At 45.6% G+C, this 23,320-nt stretch carries 27 protein-coding genes; 10 read left to right on the forward strand and 17 right to left on the reverse strand.

The window, feature by feature from the left end:
- Window positions 1-72: 72 nt before the first annotated feature.
- From ABU165_RS09905 to ABU165_RS09915, 3 genes are all read left to right on the forward strand, one after another.
- Window positions 73-684, forward strand: coding sequence for a PadR family transcriptional regulator (locus tag ABU165_RS09905; RefSeq protein WP_022543658.1), 612 nt, complete (start codon window positions 73-75; stop codon window positions 682-684).
- The gene (locus ABU165_RS09910; protein ID WP_318060152.1) at window positions 685-1,959 is read left to right on the forward strand and encodes an MFS transporter; all 1,275 of its coding nucleotides are present in this window, start codon (window positions 685-687) and stop codon (window positions 1,957-1,959) included.
- A 146-nt stretch (window positions 1,960-2,105) separates the two neighbouring features.
- Complete coding sequence (locus ABU165_RS09915; protein WP_009794302.1) at window positions 2,106-2,573, forward strand: YkyB family protein; 468 nt, start codon at window positions 2,106-2,108, stop codon at window positions 2,571-2,573.
- Window positions 2,574-2,915: 342 nt separating this feature from the next.
- On the opposite strand, the gene ABU165_RS09920 is transcribed toward ABU165_RS09915, so the two are convergent.
- Together ABU165_RS09920 and ABU165_RS09925 are read right to left on the reverse strand one after the other, a co-directional pair.
- Window positions 2,916-3,821 (reverse strand): chemotaxis protein, encoded by a 906-nt coding sequence (locus ABU165_RS09920; RefSeq protein ID WP_318060153.1) that lies wholly within the window; start codon window positions 3,819-3,821, stop codon window positions 2,916-2,918.
- 81 nt (window positions 3,822-3,902) lie between these two features.
- On the reverse strand, window positions 3,903-5,240 hold the full coding sequence (locus ABU165_RS09925; RefSeq protein WP_094768864.1) for an MFS transporter: 1,338 nt from the start codon (window positions 5,238-5,240) through the stop codon (window positions 3,903-3,905).
- 272 nt (window positions 5,241-5,512) lie between these two features.
- Between ABU165_RS09925 and ABU165_RS09930 the strand changes: the two genes are divergently transcribed.
- Window positions 5,513-6,109 carry a TetR/AcrR family transcriptional regulator gene (locus ABU165_RS09930; protein WP_009794298.1) on the forward strand — a complete coding sequence of 199 codons (597 nt, stop codon included), beginning with the start codon at window positions 5,513-5,515 and terminating at the stop codon, window positions 6,107-6,109.
- 22 nt (window positions 6,110-6,131) lie between these two features.
- Here ABU165_RS09930 and ABU165_RS09935 read toward each other — a convergent pair whose 3' ends face one another.
- A complete protein-coding gene (locus ABU165_RS09935; RefSeq protein ID WP_094768863.1) occupies window positions 6,132-6,614 on the reverse strand; it encodes a DinB family protein in 483 nt (160 codons plus the stop codon).
- A 120-nt stretch (window positions 6,615-6,734) separates the two neighbouring features.
- Window positions 6,735-7,268 (reverse strand): RDD family protein, encoded by a 534-nt coding sequence (locus tag ABU165_RS09940; RefSeq protein ID WP_022543656.1) that lies wholly within the window; start codon window positions 7,266-7,268, stop codon window positions 6,735-6,737.
- 240 nt (window positions 7,269-7,508) lie between these two features.
- On the opposite strand from ABU165_RS09940, the gene ABU165_RS09945 reads away from it, so the two are divergent.
- Window positions 7,509-8,663, forward strand: a complete 1,155-nt coding sequence (locus tag ABU165_RS09945) for an aminotransferase A (protein WP_318060154.1) — start codon at window positions 7,509-7,511, stop codon at window positions 8,661-8,663.
- Window positions 8,664-8,729: 66 nt separating this feature from the next.
- Here the strand turns inward: ABU165_RS09945 and ABU165_RS09950 are convergent, their stop codons facing one another.
- The 3 genes from ABU165_RS09950 to ABU165_RS09960 all read right to left on the reverse strand — a co-directional run bounded on the left by ABU165_RS09950 (window position 8,730) and on the right by ABU165_RS09960 (window position 11,155).
- Window positions 8,730-9,608, reverse strand: a complete 879-nt coding sequence (locus ABU165_RS09950) for an NAD(P)-dependent oxidoreductase (RefSeq protein ID WP_094768861.1) — start codon at window positions 9,606-9,608, stop codon at window positions 8,730-8,732.
- A 182-nt stretch (window positions 9,609-9,790) separates the two neighbouring features.
- Window positions 9,791-10,249, reverse strand: a complete 459-nt coding sequence (locus ABU165_RS09955; RefSeq protein WP_224950129.1) for a hypothetical protein — start codon at window positions 10,247-10,249, stop codon at window positions 9,791-9,793.
- Window positions 10,250-10,372: 123 nt separating this feature from the next.
- Window positions 10,373-11,155, reverse strand: a complete 783-nt coding sequence (locus tag ABU165_RS09960; protein WP_009794292.1) for an SDR family oxidoreductase — start codon at window positions 11,153-11,155, stop codon at window positions 10,373-10,375.
- A gap of 188 nt (window positions 11,156-11,343) precedes the next feature.
- On the opposite strand from ABU165_RS09960, the gene ABU165_RS09965 reads away from it, so the two are divergent.
- Window positions 11,344-11,547: a hypothetical protein gene (locus ABU165_RS09965; RefSeq protein ID WP_318060155.1), complete on the forward strand. Its 204-nt coding sequence runs from the start codon at window positions 11,344-11,346 to the stop codon at window positions 11,545-11,547.
- 102 nt (window positions 11,548-11,649) lie between these two features.
- Here ABU165_RS09965 and ptsP read toward each other — a convergent pair whose 3' ends face one another.
- The 6 genes from ptsP to ABU165_RS09995 form a co-directional block, all read right to left on the reverse strand.
- Entirely contained in the window at window positions 11,650-13,365 is a 1,716-nt protein-coding gene (ptsP, locus tag ABU165_RS09970; RefSeq protein WP_009794290.1) for a phosphoenolpyruvate--protein phosphotransferase, read from the reverse strand.
- Window positions 13,365-13,631 (reverse strand): phosphocarrier protein HPr, encoded by a 267-nt coding sequence (locus ABU165_RS09975; protein WP_009794289.1) that lies wholly within the window; start codon window positions 13,629-13,631, stop codon window positions 13,365-13,367. Before ABU165_RS09975 ends, ptsP begins: the two co-directional genes overlap by 1 nt.
- Window positions 13,632-13,991: 360 nt before the next feature.
- Entirely contained in the window at window positions 13,992-14,273 is a 282-nt protein-coding gene (locus tag ABU165_RS09980) for a hypothetical protein (protein ID WP_009794287.1), read from the reverse strand.
- 54 nt (window positions 14,274-14,327) lie between these two features.
- Entirely contained in the window at window positions 14,328-15,614 is a 1,287-nt protein-coding gene (locus tag ABU165_RS09985) for a hypothetical protein (RefSeq protein ID WP_253616608.1), read from the reverse strand.
- Entirely contained in the window at window positions 15,615-16,808 is a 1,194-nt protein-coding gene (locus ABU165_RS09990) for a DUF58 domain-containing protein (RefSeq protein ID WP_318060156.1), read from the reverse strand.
- Window position 16,809: 1 nt separating this feature from the next.
- Window positions 16,810-17,745 carry an AAA family ATPase gene (locus tag ABU165_RS09995; protein WP_009794284.1) on the reverse strand — a complete coding sequence of 312 codons (936 nt, stop codon included), beginning with the start codon at window positions 17,743-17,745 and terminating at the stop codon, window positions 16,810-16,812.
- A gap of 174 nt (window positions 17,746-17,919) precedes the next feature.
- Here ABU165_RS09995 and ABU165_RS10000 point away from each other — a divergent pair, with 174 nt between their 5' ends.
- Window positions 17,920-18,300, forward strand: a complete 381-nt coding sequence (locus ABU165_RS10000) for a PilZ domain-containing protein (protein WP_094768857.1) — start codon at window positions 17,920-17,922, stop codon at window positions 18,298-18,300.
- 203 nt (window positions 18,301-18,503) lie between these two features.
- Here ABU165_RS10000 and ABU165_RS10005 read toward each other — a convergent pair whose 3' ends face one another.
- The gene (locus tag ABU165_RS10005; protein WP_009794281.1) at window positions 18,504-19,244 is read right to left on the reverse strand and encodes an SDR family NAD(P)-dependent oxidoreductase; all 741 of its coding nucleotides are present in this window, start codon (window positions 19,242-19,244) and stop codon (window positions 18,504-18,506) included.
- A 36-nt stretch (window positions 19,245-19,280) separates the two neighbouring features.
- Window positions 19,281-19,475 carry a hypothetical protein gene (locus ABU165_RS10010; RefSeq protein WP_311224563.1) on the reverse strand — a complete coding sequence of 65 codons (195 nt, stop codon included), beginning with the start codon at window positions 19,473-19,475 and terminating at the stop codon, window positions 19,281-19,283.
- A gap of 221 nt (window positions 19,476-19,696) precedes the next feature.
- Between ABU165_RS10010 and ABU165_RS10015 the strand changes: the two genes are divergently transcribed.
- Window positions 19,697-19,885 (forward strand): YkvS family protein, encoded by a 189-nt coding sequence (locus ABU165_RS10015; RefSeq protein WP_009794279.1) that lies wholly within the window; start codon window positions 19,697-19,699, stop codon window positions 19,883-19,885.
- Between the two features lie 64 nt (window positions 19,886-19,949).
- Here the strand turns inward: ABU165_RS10015 and ABU165_RS10020 are convergent, their stop codons facing one another.
- On the reverse strand, window positions 19,950-20,618 hold the full coding sequence (locus ABU165_RS10020) for an NAD(P)H-binding protein (protein ID WP_009794278.1): 669 nt from the start codon (window positions 20,616-20,618) through the stop codon (window positions 19,950-19,952).
- 208 nt (window positions 20,619-20,826) lie between these two features.
- On the opposite strand from ABU165_RS10020, the gene ABU165_RS10025 reads away from it, so the two are divergent.
- Together ABU165_RS10025 and ABU165_RS10030 are read left to right on the forward strand one after the other, a co-directional pair.
- On the forward strand, window positions 20,827-21,438 hold the full coding sequence (locus tag ABU165_RS10025) for a CPBP family intramembrane glutamic endopeptidase (protein WP_009794277.1): 612 nt from the start codon (window positions 20,827-20,829) through the stop codon (window positions 21,436-21,438).
- A gap of 85 nt (window positions 21,439-21,523) precedes the next feature.
- Window positions 21,524-22,219, forward strand: coding sequence for a hypothetical protein (locus ABU165_RS10030; protein WP_318060157.1), 696 nt, complete (start codon window positions 21,524-21,526; stop codon window positions 22,217-22,219).
- A 41-nt stretch (window positions 22,220-22,260) separates the two neighbouring features.
- On the opposite strand, the gene ABU165_RS10035 is transcribed toward ABU165_RS10030, so the two are convergent.
- Window positions 22,261-23,304 carry a YkvI family membrane protein gene (locus tag ABU165_RS10035; RefSeq protein WP_311224565.1) on the reverse strand — a complete coding sequence of 348 codons (1,044 nt, stop codon included), beginning with the start codon at window positions 23,302-23,304 and terminating at the stop codon, window positions 22,261-22,263.
- Window positions 23,305-23,320 lie beyond the last annotated feature (16 nt).

Raw genomic sequence — 23,320 nt, forward strand, 5'->3', positions numbered from 1 at the left:
ATTTTCTTCCATCTAATGTATCATATTGATATATCAAATCGATATATCAATATGATATGTGGAGGGATTATCTTGTCAACTGAACACAGCTTACTTGCAGTACTAAGCTTTTGGCCCAGCTCTGGCTATGATATTAAATCAGAATTTGAACATAAAGCAGCAGGGCTTTATTGGGGCATGAGCTATGGAAGCATTTATCCGAAGCTGAAAAAGCTGGAGGAAGAGGGATATGTATACTCAATGGAAAAAGAGGAAAATGGACGGAATAAAAAATTGTATGAACTGACTGAAAAAGGGTGGCAGGAATTTGAAGAGTGGCTGTGCACCCCGCCAGCATACCCGGCAGTCAAAGATGAACTATTCATGAAAATGAGCACCTGGCACAAGGATATGGATACCCGCCATTTAATCAGCCATCTCGAGAAAAGAAAACGCGAATCCGAAGATATCCTTGGTTTCGTGAAAGAATGGCCAAGGAACGGGATTTCCTATGTCAGCAGTATAGGCATGCTGACGATCCGCTATGCAGAGATGCGGCTGGAGACGGAGCTGAGATGGATCGACGAGAGCATATCCATATTAAAAGCCGGGGAATTGCCCGAAGGCCAGGATCCAACCGGGGCAGAGAAAAAATTGCTGTCCAGGCGCAGGGAATCGCTCGGACTGAAATCGGAGGATGAATAAATGAAAAACGGCATTTTCTCCCCGTTGAAAGATAAAGCCTTCCGTTCCCTTTTTGGGGCGCAGGTCTTTTCCGATTTAGGTAATTGGCTGGATTTTGTGGCATTGCAGGTCATTGTTGTCTATTACTGGGGGCTTGGCGAATCTGCCATTGCTGCCGTTATCATCACTCTTGGTATTCCCTGGGTCTTGATCGGGCCGTTTGCAAGTGTGTTTGTTGACAGACTGCCAAAGAAAACTTTGATGATGGTTTGCATGTTTTGCAAAATTGTATTTGTCGCAGGACTTTTCTGGTCGCCAAATTTGTATGTACTGCTGCTGTTTGTCTTTTTAAAAGGGACTGCTGCTGCTCTTTATGACCCGGCAAGGCAAAGCATGATCCGGGCAATTGTGGCCGAAGATAAGCTGCCGGAGGCTGTGACGCTGAGCCAGCTGTCAGTGAATACCATGAAAATTGCCGGCCCTGCGCTTGGGGGCCTCCTCATGGCCGTATTCGGTACCAAGAGCCCGTTTCTGTTTGAAGCGGCCGGTTTTCTGGTCAGCATCCTCTTTATGGCCTCGCTGCCGGCATCCAAAGGATTGCCTGCCGATGCAGAAACCGCAAAAAGGACCGGTGAGAAAGAGCAAAGCTTTTGGACAGATTTCGCAGCTGGCATCAGGCATATTGCCGGCACACGGTTATTGAAGATTTCTATTCTGCTGTCTTCTGCCGCATTTTTCATCATCTTCCTATATGATGGACTGTTTATCTTTGTCGCAAAAAATCTCGGATTCACGCAAGAAAGTTTCACCTTTTTGATCAGTGCTGTGGGCCTTGGGAGTGTTGCCGGGTCACTGGCGCTTGGAAAATGGACTTTCTGGAAAAAGGGTCCGATCCATTTAATGTCTGCTTCAGCATTTATCAGCGGACTTTTTATTATCCTGGTCGGATTGGGCAGCTTCGGCATCCTTGATCTCCCCCAAATAGTCTGGCTTGCAGGTGCCTTCCTGCTCGGCTTTTTCGGAGCAGGTGAAGCTGTTCCATATGGTTATGTGCTGCAGTCCGAAACACCGCAGAAAATGATGGGCAGGGTATCTGCTGCAGCCATGGGCCTGCAGACCTTCGCGATGCTGATTGCACCTGCTGCGGGAGCCCTTCTGGCCAAATTATGGGGTGTATCTTATGTTATGGCTGGTGCAGGAAGCGCCACTTGCCTAATGGGGGCTCTAGTGCTGCTCTACGTTCTTAAGAAGCTTAAAGCGTCAGCTCCGGAGAAATCAATCAGCCACTCCGTCTGATAATCTTTCCAAAAACCAGAAGGAACAGGTATAATGAATTATATCTCTTCTTCTGGCAGTTTTATGGAAGACATGACTTTTAATCTGCGGAAAAAGCTGGTACAATGTTTTCTATTATGTTTAAAGATTAGAAAGGAGCCAAAACATTGAATTCGGACAAGAGTCAGACCCCCCGGCTGCATTCAACGGTTGAAAACCTCTCTCAAGCCATCTTCACTGTGAACCGCCATGCGAAAACAGCGACAAACCCTAAATTTTTATATAAACTGAAGCACGAAGCAATCCTGAAGCTGATTAAAAACGGAGATGCCCGTAAAATCGGCCTTCACTATTCCGGCAATCCAAGATACAGCCAGCAGCAATCAGACGTCCTGGTGGAGTGCGGGAGCTATACCTTCCACATCCCTCCTGCCAAAAAGGATTTCGAGGACCTTCCCCACCTCGGGAAGCTTGATTCCGCCGTGCGCAATCCAAAAACCCGGCTTCCACTCGGACAAGCAAAAAAACTCCTGTCTTCTTATACAGGATTAAAGGAAGAATCGGAAAATCAGCAGCATGATAAAAAGAAGAAATACCAAAAACCGGTATTCAAGAAACTGGGAGAAAGCTACTAAGAAAAGCGGAGGGCGCTTGTTCAGCCCCGACAAGCATAAGACGCTCCAGGATAGAAGGCGTTCTTTGCCTTCAATCCTGGAGTGGCTTATGACTCGAGGGGCTAGCGCCCGGAGCTGGACAAATCGAAAAGCGGAGGGCGCTTGCTCAGCCCCGACAAGCATAAAACGCTCCAGGATAGAAGGCGTTCTTTGCCTTCAATCCTGGAGTGGCTTATGACTCGAGGGGCTAGCGCCCGGAGCTGCAGAAAAGCGGAAAAACCTCGCTCAATAAAGGCACGGACCAAAAGCACCAAGTCCTGCGCAAACAAAAAAGACATCCGCAGATGTCTTTTTTGTTTCCCATCATAATGCATGTTTATCGATCAATAAAACGAGCTCAGCAATCTCCGGCTTGCTCACCTGGGCATCTGCCCCTACCATTTGCCCCTTATGGCGCAGATCATCCGTAATCAGCGAAGAGAATATAATCACAGGCAGCTCCCCGAAGGACTGGCTTGATTTGATCCGCTTTGTTAAATGATGGCCGTCCATCTGCGGCATCTCTATATCCGTTATGACCAGCTGGACTTCTTCTTTGAGATTCTTTCCATCACTTTCCAGCTTCTGGAGATATTCGAGTACATCCCGCCCATTTTCGAAGAATTCCACGTATTGAAAGCCTGCTTCCGCCAGGGTATCGTGCAGAAGCTTCCGGAGAAGGGGAGAATCTTCTGCAACAATAAGCCTCTTGGTGCTGCGCTCCCTATCACCAAGCTTTTGCACCATTTGGACATTGATTCCTGATTCAGGGTTGATATCGACGACTATTTTTTCAAAGTCGAGCAATAATACCATGCCGCCATTTATCTTAACGACCCCGATGATCTGGCTTTCAGCTCCCTGGTACAGTTCTGACGGCTTCTCAATTTTATCCCATGATATCCGGTGGATCTGGGTAACATTCTGGACATGGAATACAACCTTCTGCTGGTTGAATTCTGCCACGATATATTTATCGGTTTCCGGACTCCCGCCCGCGGCAAGCCCGAGAGCTTCCGCTACATTGATGACTGGAAGCACCTCTCCGCGCAGCTCAATGATTCCCTCTACATTTTTGTGTGAACGCGGAATTTGCACAACAGGAAGAGGATTGATGATTTCCTTCACCTTGATGACATTGATTCCGAATTGATTGCCTCCAACTGTAAACTCGACGATTTCAAGTTCATTTGTGCCGCTTTCCAGCAAAATACCATTATTAGATTCCATTTTAATCTCCTGCCCTCTTCAAAAAAACTGGTCTCATTCTTTATATCGGCAAGAAAACGTCTCAGTTTAGCATTCCGGATATCAACCCTGCTTTACCTCATCTGGCTGCTGGATCTTTGAATGGACAATAAGGCCGATGATAGTAAGAATCATGAGTGATCCAAGAGCCATACGGCTGGCAGTATCTCCCCAGTCCGCGAAAATGAGTGTGATGCTGCCGTATAGGAAAGGGCCGATGATGGAGGAAACCTTCCCGGAAAAAGCAAACAGCCCAAAGAACTGGCCTCTTTTGTCCTCGGGTGTCAGCTCAACAATATAGGTCCTCGTTGTCACCCACATGGCTCCCAGGGAAATGCCAAACATGCTGCCGGCTGCCCAGAACATCGCTTCGTTGACAGCAAAAGTGGCTATGATAAGGGCTGCCAGAAGCAATATGCCGACATATTTGACAGCCTTGTTCGCTCCCTTTGCTTTCGTGATATACCCGAAAACAAATGAACCGATGATGCTTGATAAGGTGGACACCAGATATAGCAGGATGAATTGGCCGGTGGAAAAGCCAATGATTGCCTTTGCATAGATAGCCATCATGGCAATGGTTGTAGCTATCGCATCATTCAAAAAGAAATAAGCAATCATGAAGGTAAAGACCGGTTTATACAGCTTCATCTCTTTAAAAGTCTGATAGATTTCCCTGTATCCCGACAAAAAAGATTCTTTCTTTAATTTAGCCGCAGGCTTCGGATTATCTTTTACAAAAAAGAATAGCGGCAGGGAAAATACAAGGAATAAAATCCCGGTAGGAATGAAGGCTTCATGAAAATTGTCATCTCCTATAAAAGGATAGACAGTGAGCCCTACTAAAGTACCGATATAGCCGACAGCAACACCAAAGCCGGAAATGAGAGGGATATTCTCCTTGGTCCCTATATCCGTAATCATAGAATCATAGAAAACCAGGCTGGAATGGAAGAAGAACTTGGCTATCACAAAGGAAACCACTACAAGCGCCAGGGACATTGGCAGCCCGAATAGGGTACTGTCCATGCTGCTTCCTGCAAAAACTCCCATCAGGATGATGGCCGCCACGGAAATGAGCGTAAATATGACAATGTATTTCTTCTTTCTTCCGGTCCTATCGATCATGACACCGAACAGCGGTGAAAATAAAACTAAAAAGAAACTTGCTACTGCGTTTGAATAAGAGATAAAAGTGCTGGCAATCTGATCGAGCACTTCGCTCGTTCCGACCACTTCATCCAGATAAAACGGAAAGAAAATAGTATTGATATTGGATGAAAATATCGTATTGGCAAAATCGTATAAAGCCCAGGATATAACAGGAAGTGTGAAATACAGCTTCCATGGGCTTATGCCGCTTCCTGCCTTAGCTGTCTGCTTCTTTTCCAGTGCAGGCATCCTTACAACCCCTTTTTTCTTTTTTCATTTCTCTTTTTCTTTTCCCAGTTTCATTGTATACCTGCTTGACTTGCCGGTAAACAGGCTGCAGAGCCTCTTTCTCTTTTATCCCCCTCTCTCCACCCATCATATATTCAATCTCTTAGTACAAAACACCTTTCTTTTTACAATTAATTTACAAGGAAACGCAACTCATATTAATTTAAGTTTTTCAATAATTATTCAGGACGAATATGGTATAATGACAGGAATTAATTTAAAGGTGGGGAACGATGAGGAGGAAGGAACAAAAAGAACAGACAAAACAGCTTTTATTTGACAGTGCGATCGAATTATTCAAAAAGCAGGGATTTCAAAATACGACCGTTCAGCAAATCAGCAATCATGCAGGGGTTGCCAAAGGGACATTCTTTAATTATTTCACATCCAAAGAAGCGGCGCTGCACGCAATTGGATCACATCAAATAGCTGTGCTGAAGGATTTTAAATCGGAATACGAATCCTGTACAAGCATCGAGGCGGCGTTTATGGCGCTCTTCAGCAAAATGGCAGCCGTCAATGAAGAATACGGCCCGAATCTGCTGCTATCTATTTTTCATATAATGACGGTTCAGAAAGACTTTCAGCATTCTGAGCTCAAAATGACCGGATTTTTCAAGGAGTTCCTGGCCAGCATGATTAAGGAAGGCCAGGAATCCAACGAGTTTTCCAGCTCCATAGATGCGGAGCCCTTTGCGCAGATGATTGTCAACTCTTTCTTCGGAACCCTTTTTCATTGGGTCCATCATTATGAGCAGGAATCACTGGAAGAACTGATGGCCGGCATGGCTGGGCTTTATCTTTTCAGATTGAAGAGCTCACACCATTAGCGAAGGGGCTGATCTCCTTTGGCTATTGGGAGGCCCAGCTGCTTCGGGCATTCAAGAACTGCTCCACCTGCTCTTTATGGTGCAGATCATGTTCAGCAAAATCAATGAAATATTCTCTTGCCGAAAGTTTATTGCCGCCAATGAAGAATTCCTTATCCAGGTCGCTTTCTTCCAGGCCTGCAAGCATTTGAATGATTCTGGCCCTCGTTTCGGCAAACCGGCGGAGAATCTCCTCTTTGGCGGTCCCGCTCAGGGCGTAAGCCTCTGCTTCATCATTGATCTTTTGAAAATCAGGAAAGCCGGGAAGCTTAGCCCCTTCTGCAAAGTACGGAAACCTTTCAGTTAAGGAATATTGATCCCAGAACAGCATATGGCTGACAATAGCAGCCGGCGGCCATTTACCCTCGGCTGTCGGTGCAAGCCATGCCTCATCACCCGCTTCTTCCAGAGAAAGAACCCATTCTGAAATACTTTCATTATGTTCTATCAAATCTTGTTTCTTCACCTGAGATGCACCTCCTCTTACTAGTTAATACATTCATCAGCTTACTCATAAAATCCTTTTTCCCTAAAAAAAAAGGCAGCCGCAATTGCTTGCGCCACCTTTTCCCCAGCATTATCATTCTCAATTTCTTACAACAACCGTGCCGGCAATCATATCATGCAGAGCCTGCTTTCTTTCCGTAAAAGCTGCCAAAATATAGCCAATCAGCAAAATTTGCGATAAAAAGGCTTGTGCCATATATCTGCCAAGCGCTCTCCAGAAAGTAATTCTGTTCCCTTGAAGGTCTGTTACTTTCAGGCCGACAAGCTTCTTCCCTAAAGTCGCCTGCCATTTAGATGCGTGCATTCCTGCAAAATATGCTACCGCGATTACAGTGCCGATCAGTAATGTCAGCAGCAGCGCCCCGAAGTAGCGGCTGATAAAGTCTATAGTCTCTGCCTCTGTCATCTCTCCGGATTCCATATAGGCCGGGTCAGTGAATGAGGACATGACTGAATCTGAGGTGCCGAGAAAGACGACAAAGATGATCGTTGTTATAATGCCGATTGGAATTCCCACTATGATGCCGTCAATCAGGTAGGCCCCGAATCTGAGCCAAAAACCCCCATACTCCTTTGGTTCTGAATAATTCTGTTTTTCAAATGCTGCCTCCACCAAAATACCTCCCTTACCATTATCAATTTCATGTTAAAGGTTTCCCTGCCGATATTCAATAGCTGTTTTTTCCTTAAATAAGCCATAATTGGAATATCGAACCACCACCTTTTACCCCGAAGCTAAATATCTGAAACAGCCTGCATGGTTACAATTCATTAAATCTGATAAAATATTGCTATTGAATACCACAGCTGGGCATCATCTTCTCTCCAGCACTTTCTGTAGGAGGTACATATTTTGGAACATTTGATCAATAAAAACGTGCAGCAAATTGAAATATCAGGCATCAGGAGATTCTTTAATATGGTTGCAGGGACGAAGGACATGATTTCCCTCACCATTGGACAGCCTGATTTCCCTACCCCTCTTCATGTCAGGGATGCTGCAATAAAAGCGATTGACAGCGGCTTTACATCCTACACCCATAATGCCGGTGATATTAGGCTGAGAGAAGCGGCTGCCTCTTTTGTCCGGCAAAAATACAAAATGGATTATAATGCGGAAAATGAAGTGATTGTGACAACTGGCGCCAGCGAAGCGATCGACATTGCGTTCCGAACCATTCTCGAGGAAGGAGCCGAAGTGATCCTTCCCGGGCCGGTCTATCCTGGGTACGAACCGATTATAAGGCTGTGCGGTGCTGTGCCGGTACACGCCGATATAAGGGACAGCCGGTTCAGGTTTACTGCAGAAGTCATCCGCAGGCATCTCAGCCCGAAGACCCGCTGCATCGTTTTGCCTTATCCTTCGAACCCGACCGGCGTCAGCCTCACCGATGAAGAATTGGCAGAAATAGCGGACCTTGTAAAAGGCAGGGACATTTTTATACTGGCCGACGAAATATACAGCGAGCTGAACTACGGCAAGCCTCATACATCAATTTCCTCCCTGCTTCGGGAGCAGACAATCGTCATTAACGGACTCTCTAAATCCCACTCCATGACAGGCTGGAGAATCGGCCTGCTGTTTGCGCCGGAAGCCATAGCAAGGCATATCCTCAAGGTGCATCAGTATAATGTTACCTGTGCTTCTTCCATCTCCCAGATGGCCGCCCTGGAGGCTCTGACAGAGGGAATCGATGATGCTGTTCCCATGAGGGAAGAATATCTGTCAAGAAGGGATTATGTGTACGGCCGCCTGGTAGACATGGGGCTGGACGTTGTCAAACCGGACGGCGCCTTCTACATGTTCGTCAAAATTCCGGAGAAAAATATTGCTTCTTTTGATTTTTGCCTGAAGCTTGTAAACGAGGCAGGAGTCGCTTTCGTTCCCGGAAGTTCTTTTTCGGAGTTAGGAGAAGGTTATTTCCGCCTTTCCTTTGCCTATTCGAAGGATACGCTTAAAGAAGGGCTGGATAGGCTTGAAGCCTATCTTGGCAGGCTCGACAGGTAGAATTGGAGAAACCCGCAGTCCTTAGACTGCGGGTTTCTTGCTGCACCATCCTGGCCTTAAGTTTCTTTATTTGTTCCAATGCTTGTACAGGGCCTGTGTTCCGCTGTCTTCTTCCCCTTTTTCAGCAAGCTCCCTGTAGAGCGATTCCGAGAGAGCAAGTCCGGGAGTATCCATGCCCATTTTCCTTGCTTCTTCCAGGGCGATATTCATATCTTTCAGAAAATGCTTTATGTAAAATCCCGGCTCGAAGTTCCCTGCAATCATTCTTGGTGCCAGATTGGACAACGACCAGCTGCCGGCTGCCCCTGCAGAAATGCTTTTCAGCACTGTCTCTGGATCAAGCCCTGCCTTTTCTGCATAGACAATCGCTTCACTGACACCGATCATATTGGATGCAATGGCAATTTGATTGCACATCTTCGTATGCTGGCCCGCACCAGCCGGTCCCTGGTGGACAATATTGCTACCAAGCACCTCCAGCAAAGGAAGCAAAGTGTCAAAGTCATCCTTTTCCCCGCCTGCCATGATGGACAGCCTGCCTTCCCGCGCGCCGATATCGCCGCCTGAGACAGGTGCATCAATGGCTCTCAGCCCCTTCTGACGGGCTCTTTCAAAGATTTCTTTGGCTAAAGTCGGAGTAGATGTTGTCATATCAATCAAATATGTATGTTTTTTCCCATGAGCAATCAAGCCTTCTTCCCCAAGAAAAATCTCTTCCACATCCTTCGGGTAGCCGACCATTGTAATGATGATATCAGACGTTTCGGCTATCTTCCGGGGGGATTCTGCCCATTGGGCGCCCAGTTCCAAAAGCTCTTCCGCCTTGGACTTTGTTCTCGTATACACAGCCAGTGAATAGCCTGCCGCAATCAGGTTCTTAGCCATGCTATTCCCCATAACCCCTGTACCAATGAAGCCGATGGCTGTTTTTTCAGGTGACACCATTTTCATTCCCCTCTCTGCTTATATCTGCATTTAGATTGTAGCATATTGGCATAAAATCAGCTTTGCAGAAGCCCTGACACATTCTGTTCTGTTAAATGACAAAAGACCGGGCAATTCCTGCCCGGCCTATCCCCAATTTTATGCGCGTAAAGCTCTTTACCCGCTATATGGGACCGCAAACCCTAAAATTGTGTTGAAAAGTTAGTCAGATATGCTTCCGCAATGACTTTTTGATCATTATACACTTCGACCGATACAGCCTGATCCATGGAGATCATCCTTTCAATATCCGAGGAGAGCAAATCTTGCTTAAGAGGGATTGGTTCCATATAAACCATTTTCTCTTCGCCATTTTCTTCAGCTTCCATATACTCTCCATCATAAACAGATTCTGCGCCGTAAATGATTTCTTTTGTACCGAGCGCCTTTGCAAGCTTTTGGTTATGTATTAATACCTTTACCTTGAACAGCTCTTCCCCGCTTAAGATCTGGCTGTTAAGCTTAAAGCGGAACTGAAGCTCATTCTGGTTCGTCAAATAAGCTTCTGCATGCTTGTTTACAATCGCCTTGTCGTCTGCAGGCATGCAGCCTGGCAAGATGGCCGCAGACAATAGGAAGAGGAGCGGCATCAATAGTTTCATAAACACACCTCCTTGCCATTACCATTTCCTATAGTCTGCTGTCTTAAACGCTAATTTTTAAAAAAGGGAAATTCCGTCATTTCAGACCAATCAAAAAGCCGGGATTCTCTCCCGGCTTTTTCTTTAGATTGATTTAACCATGCCCCCATCCACAAGAAACGAACTTCCTGTCATATAGCTATTTGCATCCGAAGCCAGAAAAACGGCAACTTTTGCAAACTCTTCAGGAGTCCCATAGCGATTGAGCGGGATGGATTTTTCTGATTTCTCCTTCATCTCCTCAGGTGAGACACCCGCTTTTTCCCCATTCACCTGATCCAGATGCTTCACCCTGTCCGTGTCAATTCTCCCCGGAGCCAGTGTATTCACAAGGATGCCGTATGGAGCAAATTCCTGTGCCAAAGTCTTGGAAAGCCCGACTATCCCTGTCCTGAATGTATTGGAAAGCACAAGGCCAGGAATCGGCTCTTTAATGGAGGAAGAGGCAATATTGATGATTTTCCCGCCGTTTTTCTTCAAGTACGGCAGTGCTTCCCTTATATTTCGCACATATGAGAGCAGGTTCAGTTCGAAAGATTGGAACCATTCTTCATCTGAAAGAGTTTCAAAAGAGCCGGAAGGAGGGCCTCCTGCATTATTAACCAGGATATCGATTCCTCCAAAACGTTCAGCTGCAGCTTTCACCATATTCTTTATATCGTTTTCAGAAGTGACGTCTGCACGTATGAACTCTACCTCACCGCCCAAATTCTCAAGCTCTGACTTAACTTCCTTCAGCTTTCCCTCATCCCTGCTTGCCAGCATAACATTCGCGCCTTCTTGCAGAAGCGCCTTTGCGATTGCCTTTCCCAGCCCCTGGCTGGAAGCAGCGACAAGCGCTGTTTTTCCTTTTAGGTTCAATTCCATTAGTCAGCCTCCTGTACATGTAGTTATAGCAATATTATACAGAATATACAGGCAAATTACACAGATTGTGCATCAGGCATCCTGCCGGCACTCTGTCCGGCTCAATGGAGGACCCTGCTTAAAAAGGGGCTTTGTGAAATATACAGTTCATTCCTCTGTTTTTCTTTCAATTGGCGATATCTATCCTGATGAATAAAAAAGCTGATGATCATGCTAATCATTTTTATCAGCATCCTTCCGTTTCTTATGTTTTAATTATAAAAACCTGGAAACGGATGAGTAACAATCAAGAGGATGGATTTTTCTCATCCTGTGGTCTGAATGCTTTCTCCTCCTATGGCGGAGGTTTATGGACAAAAAAATACCGACTGGCATTGCCAGTCGGTCAGTAAGGGGGGAAAATGAGAATGATCAGCTTACTTACATCTTGCTTAAGTGCTTACTCTGCATATACCCCGTGATTATCCCGTTAAAACCTTTTTTTAAAAAAGTTTTTATTTTTGTGTGGCCTGCTTAACAGCTGCCACTACTTCCTCTGCAGTCCCCATCTGAAGCGCCTTTTCGGCAAGCTCTTTCATTTCTTCCGTTGACAGGCGAAGAATTTGCGAGCGTGCTTTCAGTATGGAAGTGGCACTCATGGAGAACTCGTCCAAACCGAGGCCGAGCAGAAGCGGAATGGCAGTCTCGTCCCCTGCCATCTCACCGCACATGCCAGCCCATTTGCCTTCTTTATGAGCTGCATCGATCACCATTTTTACAAGGCGCAGAATAGCCGGATTATATGGCTGGTATAAATAAGATACCCTTTCATTCATCCTGTCAGCTGCCATTGTATACTGAATCAGATCGTTCGTGCCGATGCTGAAGAAATCAACCTCTTTGGCAAACTGATCGGCAAGGACCGCAGTCGATGGAATTTCGACCATGATGCCAAGCTCAATCTTGTCAGCTGTTTTCACGCCTTCAGATGAAAGCTTTTGCTTTTCCTCTTCAAGGATTGCTTTCCCCTGGCGGAATTCATCCAGAGTGGCGATCATTGGGAACATGATCTTCAGATTGCCGTAAGAGCTCGCTCTAAGCAAGGCTCTCAGCTGCGTACGGAAGATATCCTGTTCTTCGAGGCAAAGGCGGATCGCACGGAAGCCTAGGAAAGGATTCATTTCCTTCGGCAGGTTCAGGTAAGGAAGCTCTTTATCCCCGCCGATATCCAGTGTACGGACAACAACAGGCTTTCCTTCCATCCCTTCAAGGACAGCTTTATAGGCTTCAAACTGCTCTTCCTCTGTCGGAAGCTGGTCCCTGCCCATATAAAGGAATTCTGTACGGTAGAGGCCTACAGCCTCACCGCCATTATTGATGACTCCTTTAAGGTCCTTAGGCGTTCCGATATTGGCTGCCAGTTCTACATGATGTCCGTCGGCAGAAACCGTCTTTTCGTTGACAAGCTTTGCCCATTCAGCTTTCTGAGCTTCAAAGGCAGCGTTTTGCTCTTTGTAGCTTTCAATCGCCTCAGGTGTAGGATTTACATGAACCTGGCCGGTAAGACCATCAACAATCACCATATCGCCATTCTGGATTTCCTCTGTAGCTGTCTTAGTGCCGACAACCGCAGGTATTTCCATTGAACGGGCCATGATGGCTGAATGGGACGTCCTTCCGCCGATATCAGTTGTAAACCCTTTAACAAACTGCCTGTTCAACTGCGCAGTATCAGATGGCGTCAAGTCTTCTGCAATGATGATCACTTCTTCGGCAATCATGCTAGGGTTGACGACCTGGACTCCAAGCAAATGGGAAAGCACACGCTTGGTGACATCGCGGATGTCTGCTGCGCGTTCCTTCATATACTCATTGTCCATTTGTTCGAACATGCTGACGAACATATCAGCTGTTTCCTTCAATGCCTGTTCAGCATTCACTTTTTCTGTCTTGATCTTGTCTTCGATGGGTGATATTAATTCCGGATCGCTGAGTACCAGGAGATGTGCATCAAAGATGGCCGCTTTATCTGCGCCCAGGTCTTTTTCCGCTTTCTCCCTGATGGCCTCAAGCTCTGATTTGGAAGTGGCCAAAGCCTGCTGAAAGCGGCCGACTTCATTGTCTGCATCCTCAACCGTCTTTTTGCTGAAAGACAGATCAGGTTCTACCAAACGGTATGCTTTAGCAATCGCAATGCCGCTTGAAGCTGCAATTCCCTGTAGAAAGCTCATTATTCAGCAAGTCCTTCTTTTGTTAGAGTGTCTTCAAGTGCTTTTACAGCCTCAGCTTCGTCGTTTCCTTCAGCAATGATTTTAATATCAGCGCCCTGGCCGACACCAAGAGACATAACACCCATGATTGACTTTAGGTTAACCTTTTTTTCTTTATATTCTAAATGCACATCAGAATCGAATTTGCTTGCAGTTTGAACCAATAATGTAGCTGGACGAGCATGGATTCCAGTTTCAGCCGTTACTTTGAATTGTTTTTCAACCATTGAGATCAGTCTCCTTTAGAATTAATTAATAATTATAGCAAGATGTATATGAGTTTGTTGCCTACTAACTTAATCTAACCGATTTATGCCAAAACGACTAAGCAGTTGCCGGAAACGCCCATAAAAGCCGCATCCCGTTCTAAATGGAACAGGCCAAAAGCGCCAGTACATATTGCAGTTATTTATCTACGCAATAGTATTTTTTCCATCTATGGTTTATTCATGTATGAAATTAAGTATAGTTTAGTCGCCTTTTTTTCAAGTCATCAGACAACCAACATCTCAAAAAAAAGAATAGCATTTCCTCCCGTCTTAGACAACGTTAATGCCTTATTTTTTAAGGATTTGCAGGTATTTTTTTTATGAAACGCTTTCATTTGCCATTGTTTTCTTTTCTTTACCCAAAAAGAGGATATTATAACTTACTCTCAGCTTATTAATGGCAGCCTCATATTCATATAGGGTGTTCCCTGTCCCATGGGACTGCAGCTTAGCGATTTCTTTTACGCATCTTGCAAGCAGTTCGGCTGCCTGCTTCAAATCCTTCGCCCTGAATTCAGTCCGGTCTTCGACCAGCTGCTCCAGTATTGAATCTGCAAGATCCACGATCCTGTTCAGACGTTCTTGTTTTGTTAATTCCATTCCGCCGCCTCCTCCGTGCTTTTTAGATTTATATGCCGGAGGCTTCTTTAGATGTTAGGATTTACGTCCTTTCAGCTGCTTTTTTTGGAAAATGCCAAGAAACCTCGCTGAAGATAGTTCCCCTTCCTTAACAAGATGCAAATGGATCCGCTTCAGATCTTTTTTCAATAAGGCAATCTCTTTTAGAAAAGCAGCAGCTTCAGCGGCATCAGCCAGCTTTTCTCCGTATCTTACTTTTTCATATATGCTGCTGGTAATGGGGTCAACATGCAGGCCGATCCTGTTCATCCACTCCGGAAAGCTTTCGGACTGCCTTCTGCCGAGCTGCAGTTTATCACTGTATGATTCGAGCTGGTATATCTCCCTCCTGACAGGGTCTAAAGGCGCCTCTGTCCGTTTTTTTCCGCGGTCCATGCCTCCATTACTGCCAGGCTCCCGCTCGACAGTGATATATGATTTCTCTTTATCCTTCATCGCATTTCCGGAAGATTTCTTTCTTTTTTTATATAGATAGTACATGATAAAAATAAGACTGGCTGCAGCAGCTGCTGCCAGCACCATTTCAAATCCCTGGCCCTGTTCTTCCATTAAAGGCTGTTCCCTGCTCTCACCCAGCTGCTGATCCTGGCTTTCAGGCTCTTCATTTAAAGAAACGCTCCAGTCGCGTTTTTCGGCCCATTGGAAAAATGGGGATGCAGCTGCGCCAAAAAGATAAGCAACGCCCCTCATCATAGAAAAGAACAGCCCGGTGACAGCGGGAATAGCAGCCACAGCCGCCGCTCCAATTGCAAAAACCCCCAGCATGGCAAGTACAAAATCACGAATCAGAAGCCCTTTGTTTTTCCGGGAAGTTCCGGAGGCAGCCAATCTTGAAAAAAATCCTGCTACAATAATAAAGGCTTCCTGCAGGACGACCATCCAAACCAACTTGCCAATCCATGTGCGATCCAGGAAAACAGCCGCCAGGATAACGGCAAAGCCTCCCGCGAAAACCAGCAGGAAGAGATTGCTGTCAGAACTTCCTTCAGGGTCTTTATAGGCAGCTTCTGTCCTCCAGAATACAAGTACCCCGAAACATAGCAGTGCGAACCAGGAGAAGCCCAGAAGGGTTCCAGCAATAAATATAAAAGGCAGTACAGCGGCAAAAAACAGCAGGCTCCCTCTGCTGCCGCCGGCATTCAGCAGGAAGAAATACAGCACGGCTGATGCTGCCAGGAGAGTAAACGAATATAACACCGGCAGCATGTCGCCTGAGGGCATAAACACTGGGCAGAGCAGCATGCTTGCAAGAGCAGCCTCCGAAATGAGCGTCATATAGGGATGCCATTTGATTCCGGGCAATTAAATCACCTCTTTATGGATAGGTTTCGGAAACGGCTTTATCCAGGCTTTTTGCTCCAGCAGCTGCATTTCGAGCACTGTAAAACCTTTCTGTTCCAATTCTTTAAAATACTTATCTCCAGCCTGCGGCTTTAAGCCTCCATGGATAATATAAGGCTGAAGGGCAAAATGCCTTGTATAATGGGCAGCCATCTTGTCATATGGATACAGGACAGAATGATAGCCTGCAACCGCAAAGCTTTCCAGCACCTTCTGGAGATGCGCCTTTCCGGTCCCGGCGGGAATATATTGAAAAGGGACGGATCCTGCTGTCCGGATATTCATGCAAACCGCAAAGGGAATCCCTTCTTTTACAGCTGTGTATGCAAGCTCGGCCGAACAGCTCAGAAGCTCCTCAAGCCTCGGAGTAATGGAGTATCCTTCGGAAAGATTCAAAGAAAGCAGCAGGCCTTTTTCAGAAACATTTTCATATACCTTGGTCTGGATGCTCCGGCTCCTTGCCGTTGCTTTCCAATGAATTTGATTGAAGCTGTCGGTGGGCACGTAATTCCTCGTGCCGGCAGGAGACAAAACATCCTGAAATAGTGTATGCCTGGCAGCCTCATTTCCTGGTTTTGCTGATACAAACTGTTCTTTGTTTTCTACAGGCAGCCTTTTCGGATAGATGAGCGCTTCCTGGGCGATCATTGTCCTGTATTCCAGCACTGTCTCGCCAAAACCGAAGAAATGGGGAATCCGAAGCTCCATGCTGCGGATTTTCGCAAGCCCCCTCCTGCCGGCTGAAAATGGAATCCGGACTGAATATTCCCCTTTTCTTGGAAGAGTGAATGGGATGGATAGCTCGTACTTTGAAAATCTCGGCTGCTGAACCCCTTTCAAGGGGATTACAAGATCATCGAAATAGACGTAGAGCCGTGCATTCAAAATGGGAAGTCCGTTATTTACAAAACCCAGCTCCCATTCATGATGCTCTTCAATAAACATCCGTTTCCTGACAGCTTTATTTTCAAATTCGACTCCTTCCCCCATTTTCTTCAAATAATAATTATTGGCAAGGAGGACACAAAAAAACAAACTGGACATCAGGAACAAAATTGCCGAGGTCAGATAAAGGCTAAGCAAAACCAGCAGCAGGGCAAGTGCAGACATAATCTGCAAGGACCTGTTTTCGACCGTATACTTTTTCCACTCCATTCTAGCGGGCACCTGCTTCAACAGGGACTTCAACGGAATCAATAACTTTTTTAATCACTTCTTCCTCTGTGCTTGTAAGGGATGCTTCGGCGGTAAGATAGATTCTATGTGCCAGCACATATGGAGCCATTTCCTTGATATCCTCCGGGACGGCATATTTTCTGCCTTTTATCAGTGCAGCACCAATTGCAGCCCTCAGCAGGGCAAGCGACCCCCTTGGGCTGACCCCAAGTTCGATGGCAGGGGTTTCCCTCGTCTTCCTGACAATTTCGAGCAGATAACCTTCAAGCTCTTCCGATATATGTATCTGTGCTGCTGCCTCCCTCAATAAAGCGAGTTCCTGCCGGCTTACAGCCTGTTTTACGGCAGCTGACTGCCTCCTTTTTCCCTTTATTATCATCCTTTCTTCTTCAAGGCTGGGATAGCCCAGTTTAACCCTCATGAAAAAGCGGTCAAGCTGTGCTGCCGGCAGCGGAAAGGTCCCTTGCTGCGACTCTGCCGGATTCTGCGTCGCAATGACCATAAAGGGTTCTTCCGCCCTGAATGTATGTCCGTCAATCGTTACCTGGCGTTCCTCCATGGCCTCAAGCAGGCTTGACTGTGTCCGCGGGGTAGCCCTGTTTATTTCATCAGCAAGTACAATATTGGCAAGGATGGGTCCTGGGCGGAACTCAAATTCATGGTTTTTCGGATTGAAAAATTGGATTCCTGTAATATCACTCGGAAGTACGTCCGGTGTAAATTGAATCCGCGAGAACTTTCCTCCAAATGTTTCAGCGAATGTTTTTGCCATGAGTGTCTTGCCTGTTCCAGGCACACTTTCAAGAAGCACATGGCCATTGAAGATGAGCGAAATCACCAGCAACTCTGCTTCTTTATCCCGGCCGACAATCACCTTTCCTATTTCTCTTTTCAGTTTTTCTATTTGATCAAGCATTTGCACACCTCTATTATTCTAATATTTTGTCTTTTTAAATATAACATGAAATTATACAAGCATAGCAAGTGATTGGAAGAAATAGACTCAGCAGAGAAAATGGTTGCAAAAAAGGCGGTCTGGTGATTCAATAAACTTACAAGAATTAACAAACAAATATATGAAGGTGATCATATGAGATATAAACGGGATGAGCCGTTCCGGTTTCAATTCCCTAAGCCGCTCCATGGGTCCTTCAGGATTATAAAAATTGACGATAAACCGGTTGAGGCAAGGCCAGGCACAGCGGAGATAATGGATTTGAGCCCGAACGGCCTGCGTTTCAAGGCTTCCATGGACCTTCCGGTAAGAGAAAAAAAGCTGCTGATGGAAATGTCTTTCATCATTAACGATTCTCTTATCACCATGACCGGTGAGCCGGTATGGCAAAAGCACGAATGGAATAGCAGCACCTATGGCTTCGTATCTGCAGAAGGCAGCGAAAAAAGCCTTGAGATTATCCAGCAGCTTAAAGAGTATGCCAGAAAGGCTGCCGGCTCTTACAAATCAAGATAAAAAACTCCAGCGCATTCTGCTGGAGTTTTTTTTACTGGAACTTTACGTTCATGCAACGGAAACATTATGAATCACCTATATGATGGAATAAACCACTTGAGGAGGCTTCATATGTTTTCCCATCTCTTAAGCTGCCTGATTTTCGTTGGGACTATTTTCATTTTCAGCATCCTGCTGCTGCGGAAAAACTAGAAGGAATCCTGCTATTCCTCGTACATCATTTTCCTGGTCATTCCCCCATCGACCACGATGTTTTCGCCCGTTACAAAATCGTTTTCCGGATCACAAAGGTAGAGGCAGCAGCGCGCTATATCAGACGGTTTACCTACTCTTCCTGAAAGATGCTGCTTATGGTCCTTTTCCCGCAATTCATCATAATGCTTTGTTTCAATCCAGCCCGGGCTGATGGAATTAACCCTGATTCCCTTGCCTGCCAAGGTTCTTGCCAAAGCGTGGGTAATGCTCGTGATCCCTCCCTTGGATGCAGAATAAGCCTCTGTGTCAGGCTCAGACATGGACGCCCGGGTCGAAGCCATATTTACGATTGAGCCTCCACTTTTCATCAGCTTCACTGCTTCCCTGCTGCAGAGGAAAACGCTCCGCAAATTAGTCTGGAGGATCTCATCCCATTCATCCAATGTCATCTCCGTAAATGAAATAAACTTTGAAATCCCGGCATTATTGATAAGGATGTCTATAGTTCCAAACTGAGCGGCTGCCTTTTCCATGGCAGTTATAATGCTTCTTTCATCTCTCACATCTGTATACACAAAAAAGGCTTCCCTGCCTTCGGATACCAGCTTCTCCTGAAGCTCAGCCCCTTCCTTTTCGGCTATATCTGCAATAACTACCTTTGCACCTTCTTCAGCAAATGACTTGGCAATGCCCTTGCCAATCCCATTTGCACCACCGGTTATGAACACTGTCCTGTCTTTAAACTTCATTGCTCCATCGACTCCCTTCCTATCTATATTGAGCCTTCAGCTGCGGGGCTCAGGTAGATATTGATACAATACATCTCCGCCTCGCTGGCCAATGCCGCGGAAATGCTTAAAGTCCGGGCGGCTGACAAGCACCCTGCGAAACTCAAGGAAGTCTTCCTTTTTTACATAGTACTCCGCAAGTTCACCGTCTTTGAGCTTATCTAGCAATTCATTCACCAAGTTTTGTTCCAAGCCAATACCTCCTTTTCACATACTTACTGTATACCAAATTACTATAAGAATTTCCACGGAAATACTTGCAGAAGCACAGTTATGCAATACCCTTATGTTTCAATCCGAAAAATGGAAGTTTCAGTTAAAAATGTTCAAAATTCTTTACGAAATTCAAAAAGTAGTGCAAAATGTTAATAAGCTTTTAGAGAAGAAACAAACACGGGAGAGGGAGAGGATGTATGAAGAAAGCAGAAGTCGGAAACGTGATTGAATTCAGGGAAGGCTTGAAGGGCATAGTTGAAAAAGTGAACGAAAATTCGGTGATTGTCGATCTTACATACATGGATGACTATCGTGATCTTGAGTTAGAGCAAAGGACTGTTGTTAACCATAAAAACTATAAAGTCATTAAAGAATCGGTATTCTAATCGTAAAATGTAAGCGCTGCTATAATATAAAGTAAATAAAACTCCGCTGCCAGGCGGAGTTTTTTTATTTGCCTGCAAGGCGGGCTATTTCATCCGATTCATATATCATTGCAGCCTTGCGGGCTTCCTTATCACGGATTGCGGCCGCTGCCATCCCTTTTGCCACATCTAATGCCTTGATGGATTTATACTTTTGAAGCTTTCCCTTCATAAACGGCCCTGCCGCCCTTAAGAAAACCTCGCCGGCCTTTTCCCCCAGCCTGAACTCCGCCCTATCGCCGACAAGAAGGGACGGCCGGAAAATGTGGAGGCTGAAAGCATTCAGTGTCTTAAGCTGTTCTTCCATCTGTCCTTTTACCTTATTATAAAAAAACTTAGAATCCGGGTCTGCCCCCATTGACGATATAATCAGGAATCTGGCTGCACCTGCTTCTTGTGCAAGATGTGCCGCCTTTAAGGGATACTCTAAATCGGTTGCCCGAAAAGCGTCTTTGCTTCCCGCCTTCTTAATCGTTGTGCCAATACAGCAGAATATATCGTCAGCCTTGAAGGCATCCCCCATCTCCTCCAGCCTGCTGAAGCCCCCAATGTATACCGTCAGTTTAGGATGTTCTATGCTGAGCGGGCGTCTGCTGATCACTTTTATTTCTGAGTACTGGCCGCTGCCCAGGAGCAGCTCCAAAAGATGGCCCCCTGTCAAGCCGGTAGCTCCTAAAATTAGTGCTTTTCGCATCTTTTTCCCTCCTGTATGCTGTTAAAAACAGTTGTATGAACAAAAGTAGTAGCAGAGTACTTTCATTTTTTGATAAAATAGTGATTGGTTTGTTAGAACACCAATAAATTGTACGAGCCAACAGCTTACTTACTGATTATACAGCAGAAGAAGCATTGCACCGTAAACCCGCATTTATATTTTCCACCTGGCTGAAAGGAGATCATGAATGAAAATTGGCTCAATTGATATAAAACTGATCCTGGGGATCATGATTGCCCATTTGTTACTGTTTTTCACTTTTCAGGACAGGGCAGTATTTTGGTATATATTCACCGCTTCCATGCTGTTTCTGATCAGCTATTCAATTATGGCAGAAGAAGTGGAGGATGAGGCTTCTTTCCGGTCTTACCTTTTCTTTGGAGCAGTTTCCGGGGTACTCCTCTATGGATTATTCTGGACAGGCCATTTTCTGATAGAGATTTTGAACCTGCCATTCGCAAGCCAAATCGGGAGATTGTACAGCCGGCTTTCCCCGGAAGTAATCTGGCAATATATCGTCCTGATCCTTGTCATCATTCCGGGCGAAGAAATTTTTTGGCGGGGTTTTGTCCAAAAACGCCTGCAAAGCTACATAAAACCAGGATGGGCAGTGATATCAGCTGCTTTGCTTTACGCCTCCGTCCATTTCTATTCCGGCTATCCGGTCCTTGCCCTTGCAGCATTTGCAGCCGGGCTGTTCTGGGGATATCTGTATGCCTGGAAGAAAAGCCTGCCCCTGGTCATTGTCTCTCATCTCATATTCGATCTATTAATTTTTATTATCTTGCCATTCAACTGATGAAATCAGCAAAATTTGTAACTTTCTGCAGATAACATCGTCTACTCTATTATAAAACTGCATGACATACAGGAGGAATGCCAAAATGAACACACTTCAAAAACTATTGCTGGCTACAGGGATCCTTTCACTTGCACTTGCCGGGTGCGGGACTACAGAGGACACAGGAAGTGAAGACAATGGAACCAATACAGAAGAAACAGCGGGCACAACAGACGGCACCCAGGAAACCGGTGACAATTCAAATGGTGAAGACATAGAGCAGACGGATGATCAGTCTGAAGGAGAAGAAAACGAGGAGACAGGCAGCTCTGAAATGGAGCAGGAAAAATCCCTGTCATACCAGGTGAATGGAGAAACGATGGAAGAAACTGCAGTCCTTGAAAAAAGCGACAACCAGAATTATTCTATGTATGTCCTTCCTTCATACGAACTGACAGCTGAAGAGCCTAATAAAGATGTACTCTATCTGACAGATAATGATCAAGTATTCATGAGGATTGAGCTGCTGCCGGAAGATACAGATTGGGAAATGGCTGAAGAGAACGCAAAATCCCAGCTGACAGCGGTAAGCAGTGAGGTGCAATCTGCGGAGGCTTCTGATGATGAATTCCTGCAGGATGCAATCATTTACGAAGCAGCTTCAAAAGAAGATAAAGCAGCGGTATACCTGATTAAAAACGGTGGACAGCCCCTAAAGCTGAGCATCTACACAAAAAATGATGCTGATCACACTGATGCTTTTATTCAAATGGCAAAAACCATTTCAGCAGAGAAATAAGGAAAACAGGCCGATGAAACACCTCATCGGCCTGTTTTTTTTCATGCTTCTTTTTCTTCTGTAGGTTTTATCCAGAGCAGGACAATAAATAGAATGCTGACATATCCGAATATCGGATAAAGATAGGAAAGCAGTGTACTGTATTCTATCATGCTGATTAAACAGGTAATTAGATAAATTCCCCCGACCGACCAGATGGCCGGGATTGAAATATACTGCCTTATCTGCCTCTCCAGCCCGAAAATATTTCCTATTATTGAGGTAAAAATTTCTCCATAAATGACCAGTACAAACAGGCCGTAAAAACCGGATGCAAGATTTTTCATGATGACTGCCATTGGTATTTCATATACTTCCAGGTTAGGGAGCATTACAAGAGTCAGATGGCTTGATAAAAGGATGATGGTCAATGCCGCCCCTCCGATATACCCTCCCATCCTGATGGTCCGGTCATCTTTTATTTCAGCTGCAACAGGCACCAGCACCGCCTGTGCCAGGGCCAGATTGAGCGCGGTATAGGAAAATGGCGCGGCTACAGCTTTCCACCCATCCTCCGCAAACGGAATGAACAGCATCTGCTCCTTAAAGCCCGGGAGCTTTATAGAAATGAACATTAAGATAAAACTGAAGGCAATCATCATAGGCACTACAAACAAATTCACAGCAAACAGCCCTTTAATGCCGAGAATCATTACAACCACCGATAATATGATTGTTGCAAGCACCCCTGAGAGCTTGGACAATCCAAGCTGCTCCTGAAATACAGCTCCTGCGCCTGACAGCATGACAGCACATACGCCAAGGAGCATAATTAATGTCAGCACATTGATCACTTTTCCGAAATATCTGCCGAACAGATAATCATTCAGCTCCTGGTAGGACTTTGCATGTATCCGTGCTGAGATCCTCATCAGCTTTGTTCCCAGCATAATAAATATATATCCGCTCATCAGAATTCCGATCAGCCCGATAAACCCGAACCGGGTAAAAAACTCTACTATCTCCTTGCCTGTTGCAAAACCCGCCCCGACTACTGTACCAACATAGACAGCAGCAATCTGCAAGGCTCCAGTCCAATTTTTCACGAAACCGCCTCCTCCC

It is taken from the genome of Cytobacillus sp. T106, from assembly GCF_040492155.1.
Classification (GTDB): Bacteria; Bacillota; Bacilli; order Bacillales; family Cytobacillaceae; genus Bacillus_AB; species Bacillus_AB infantis.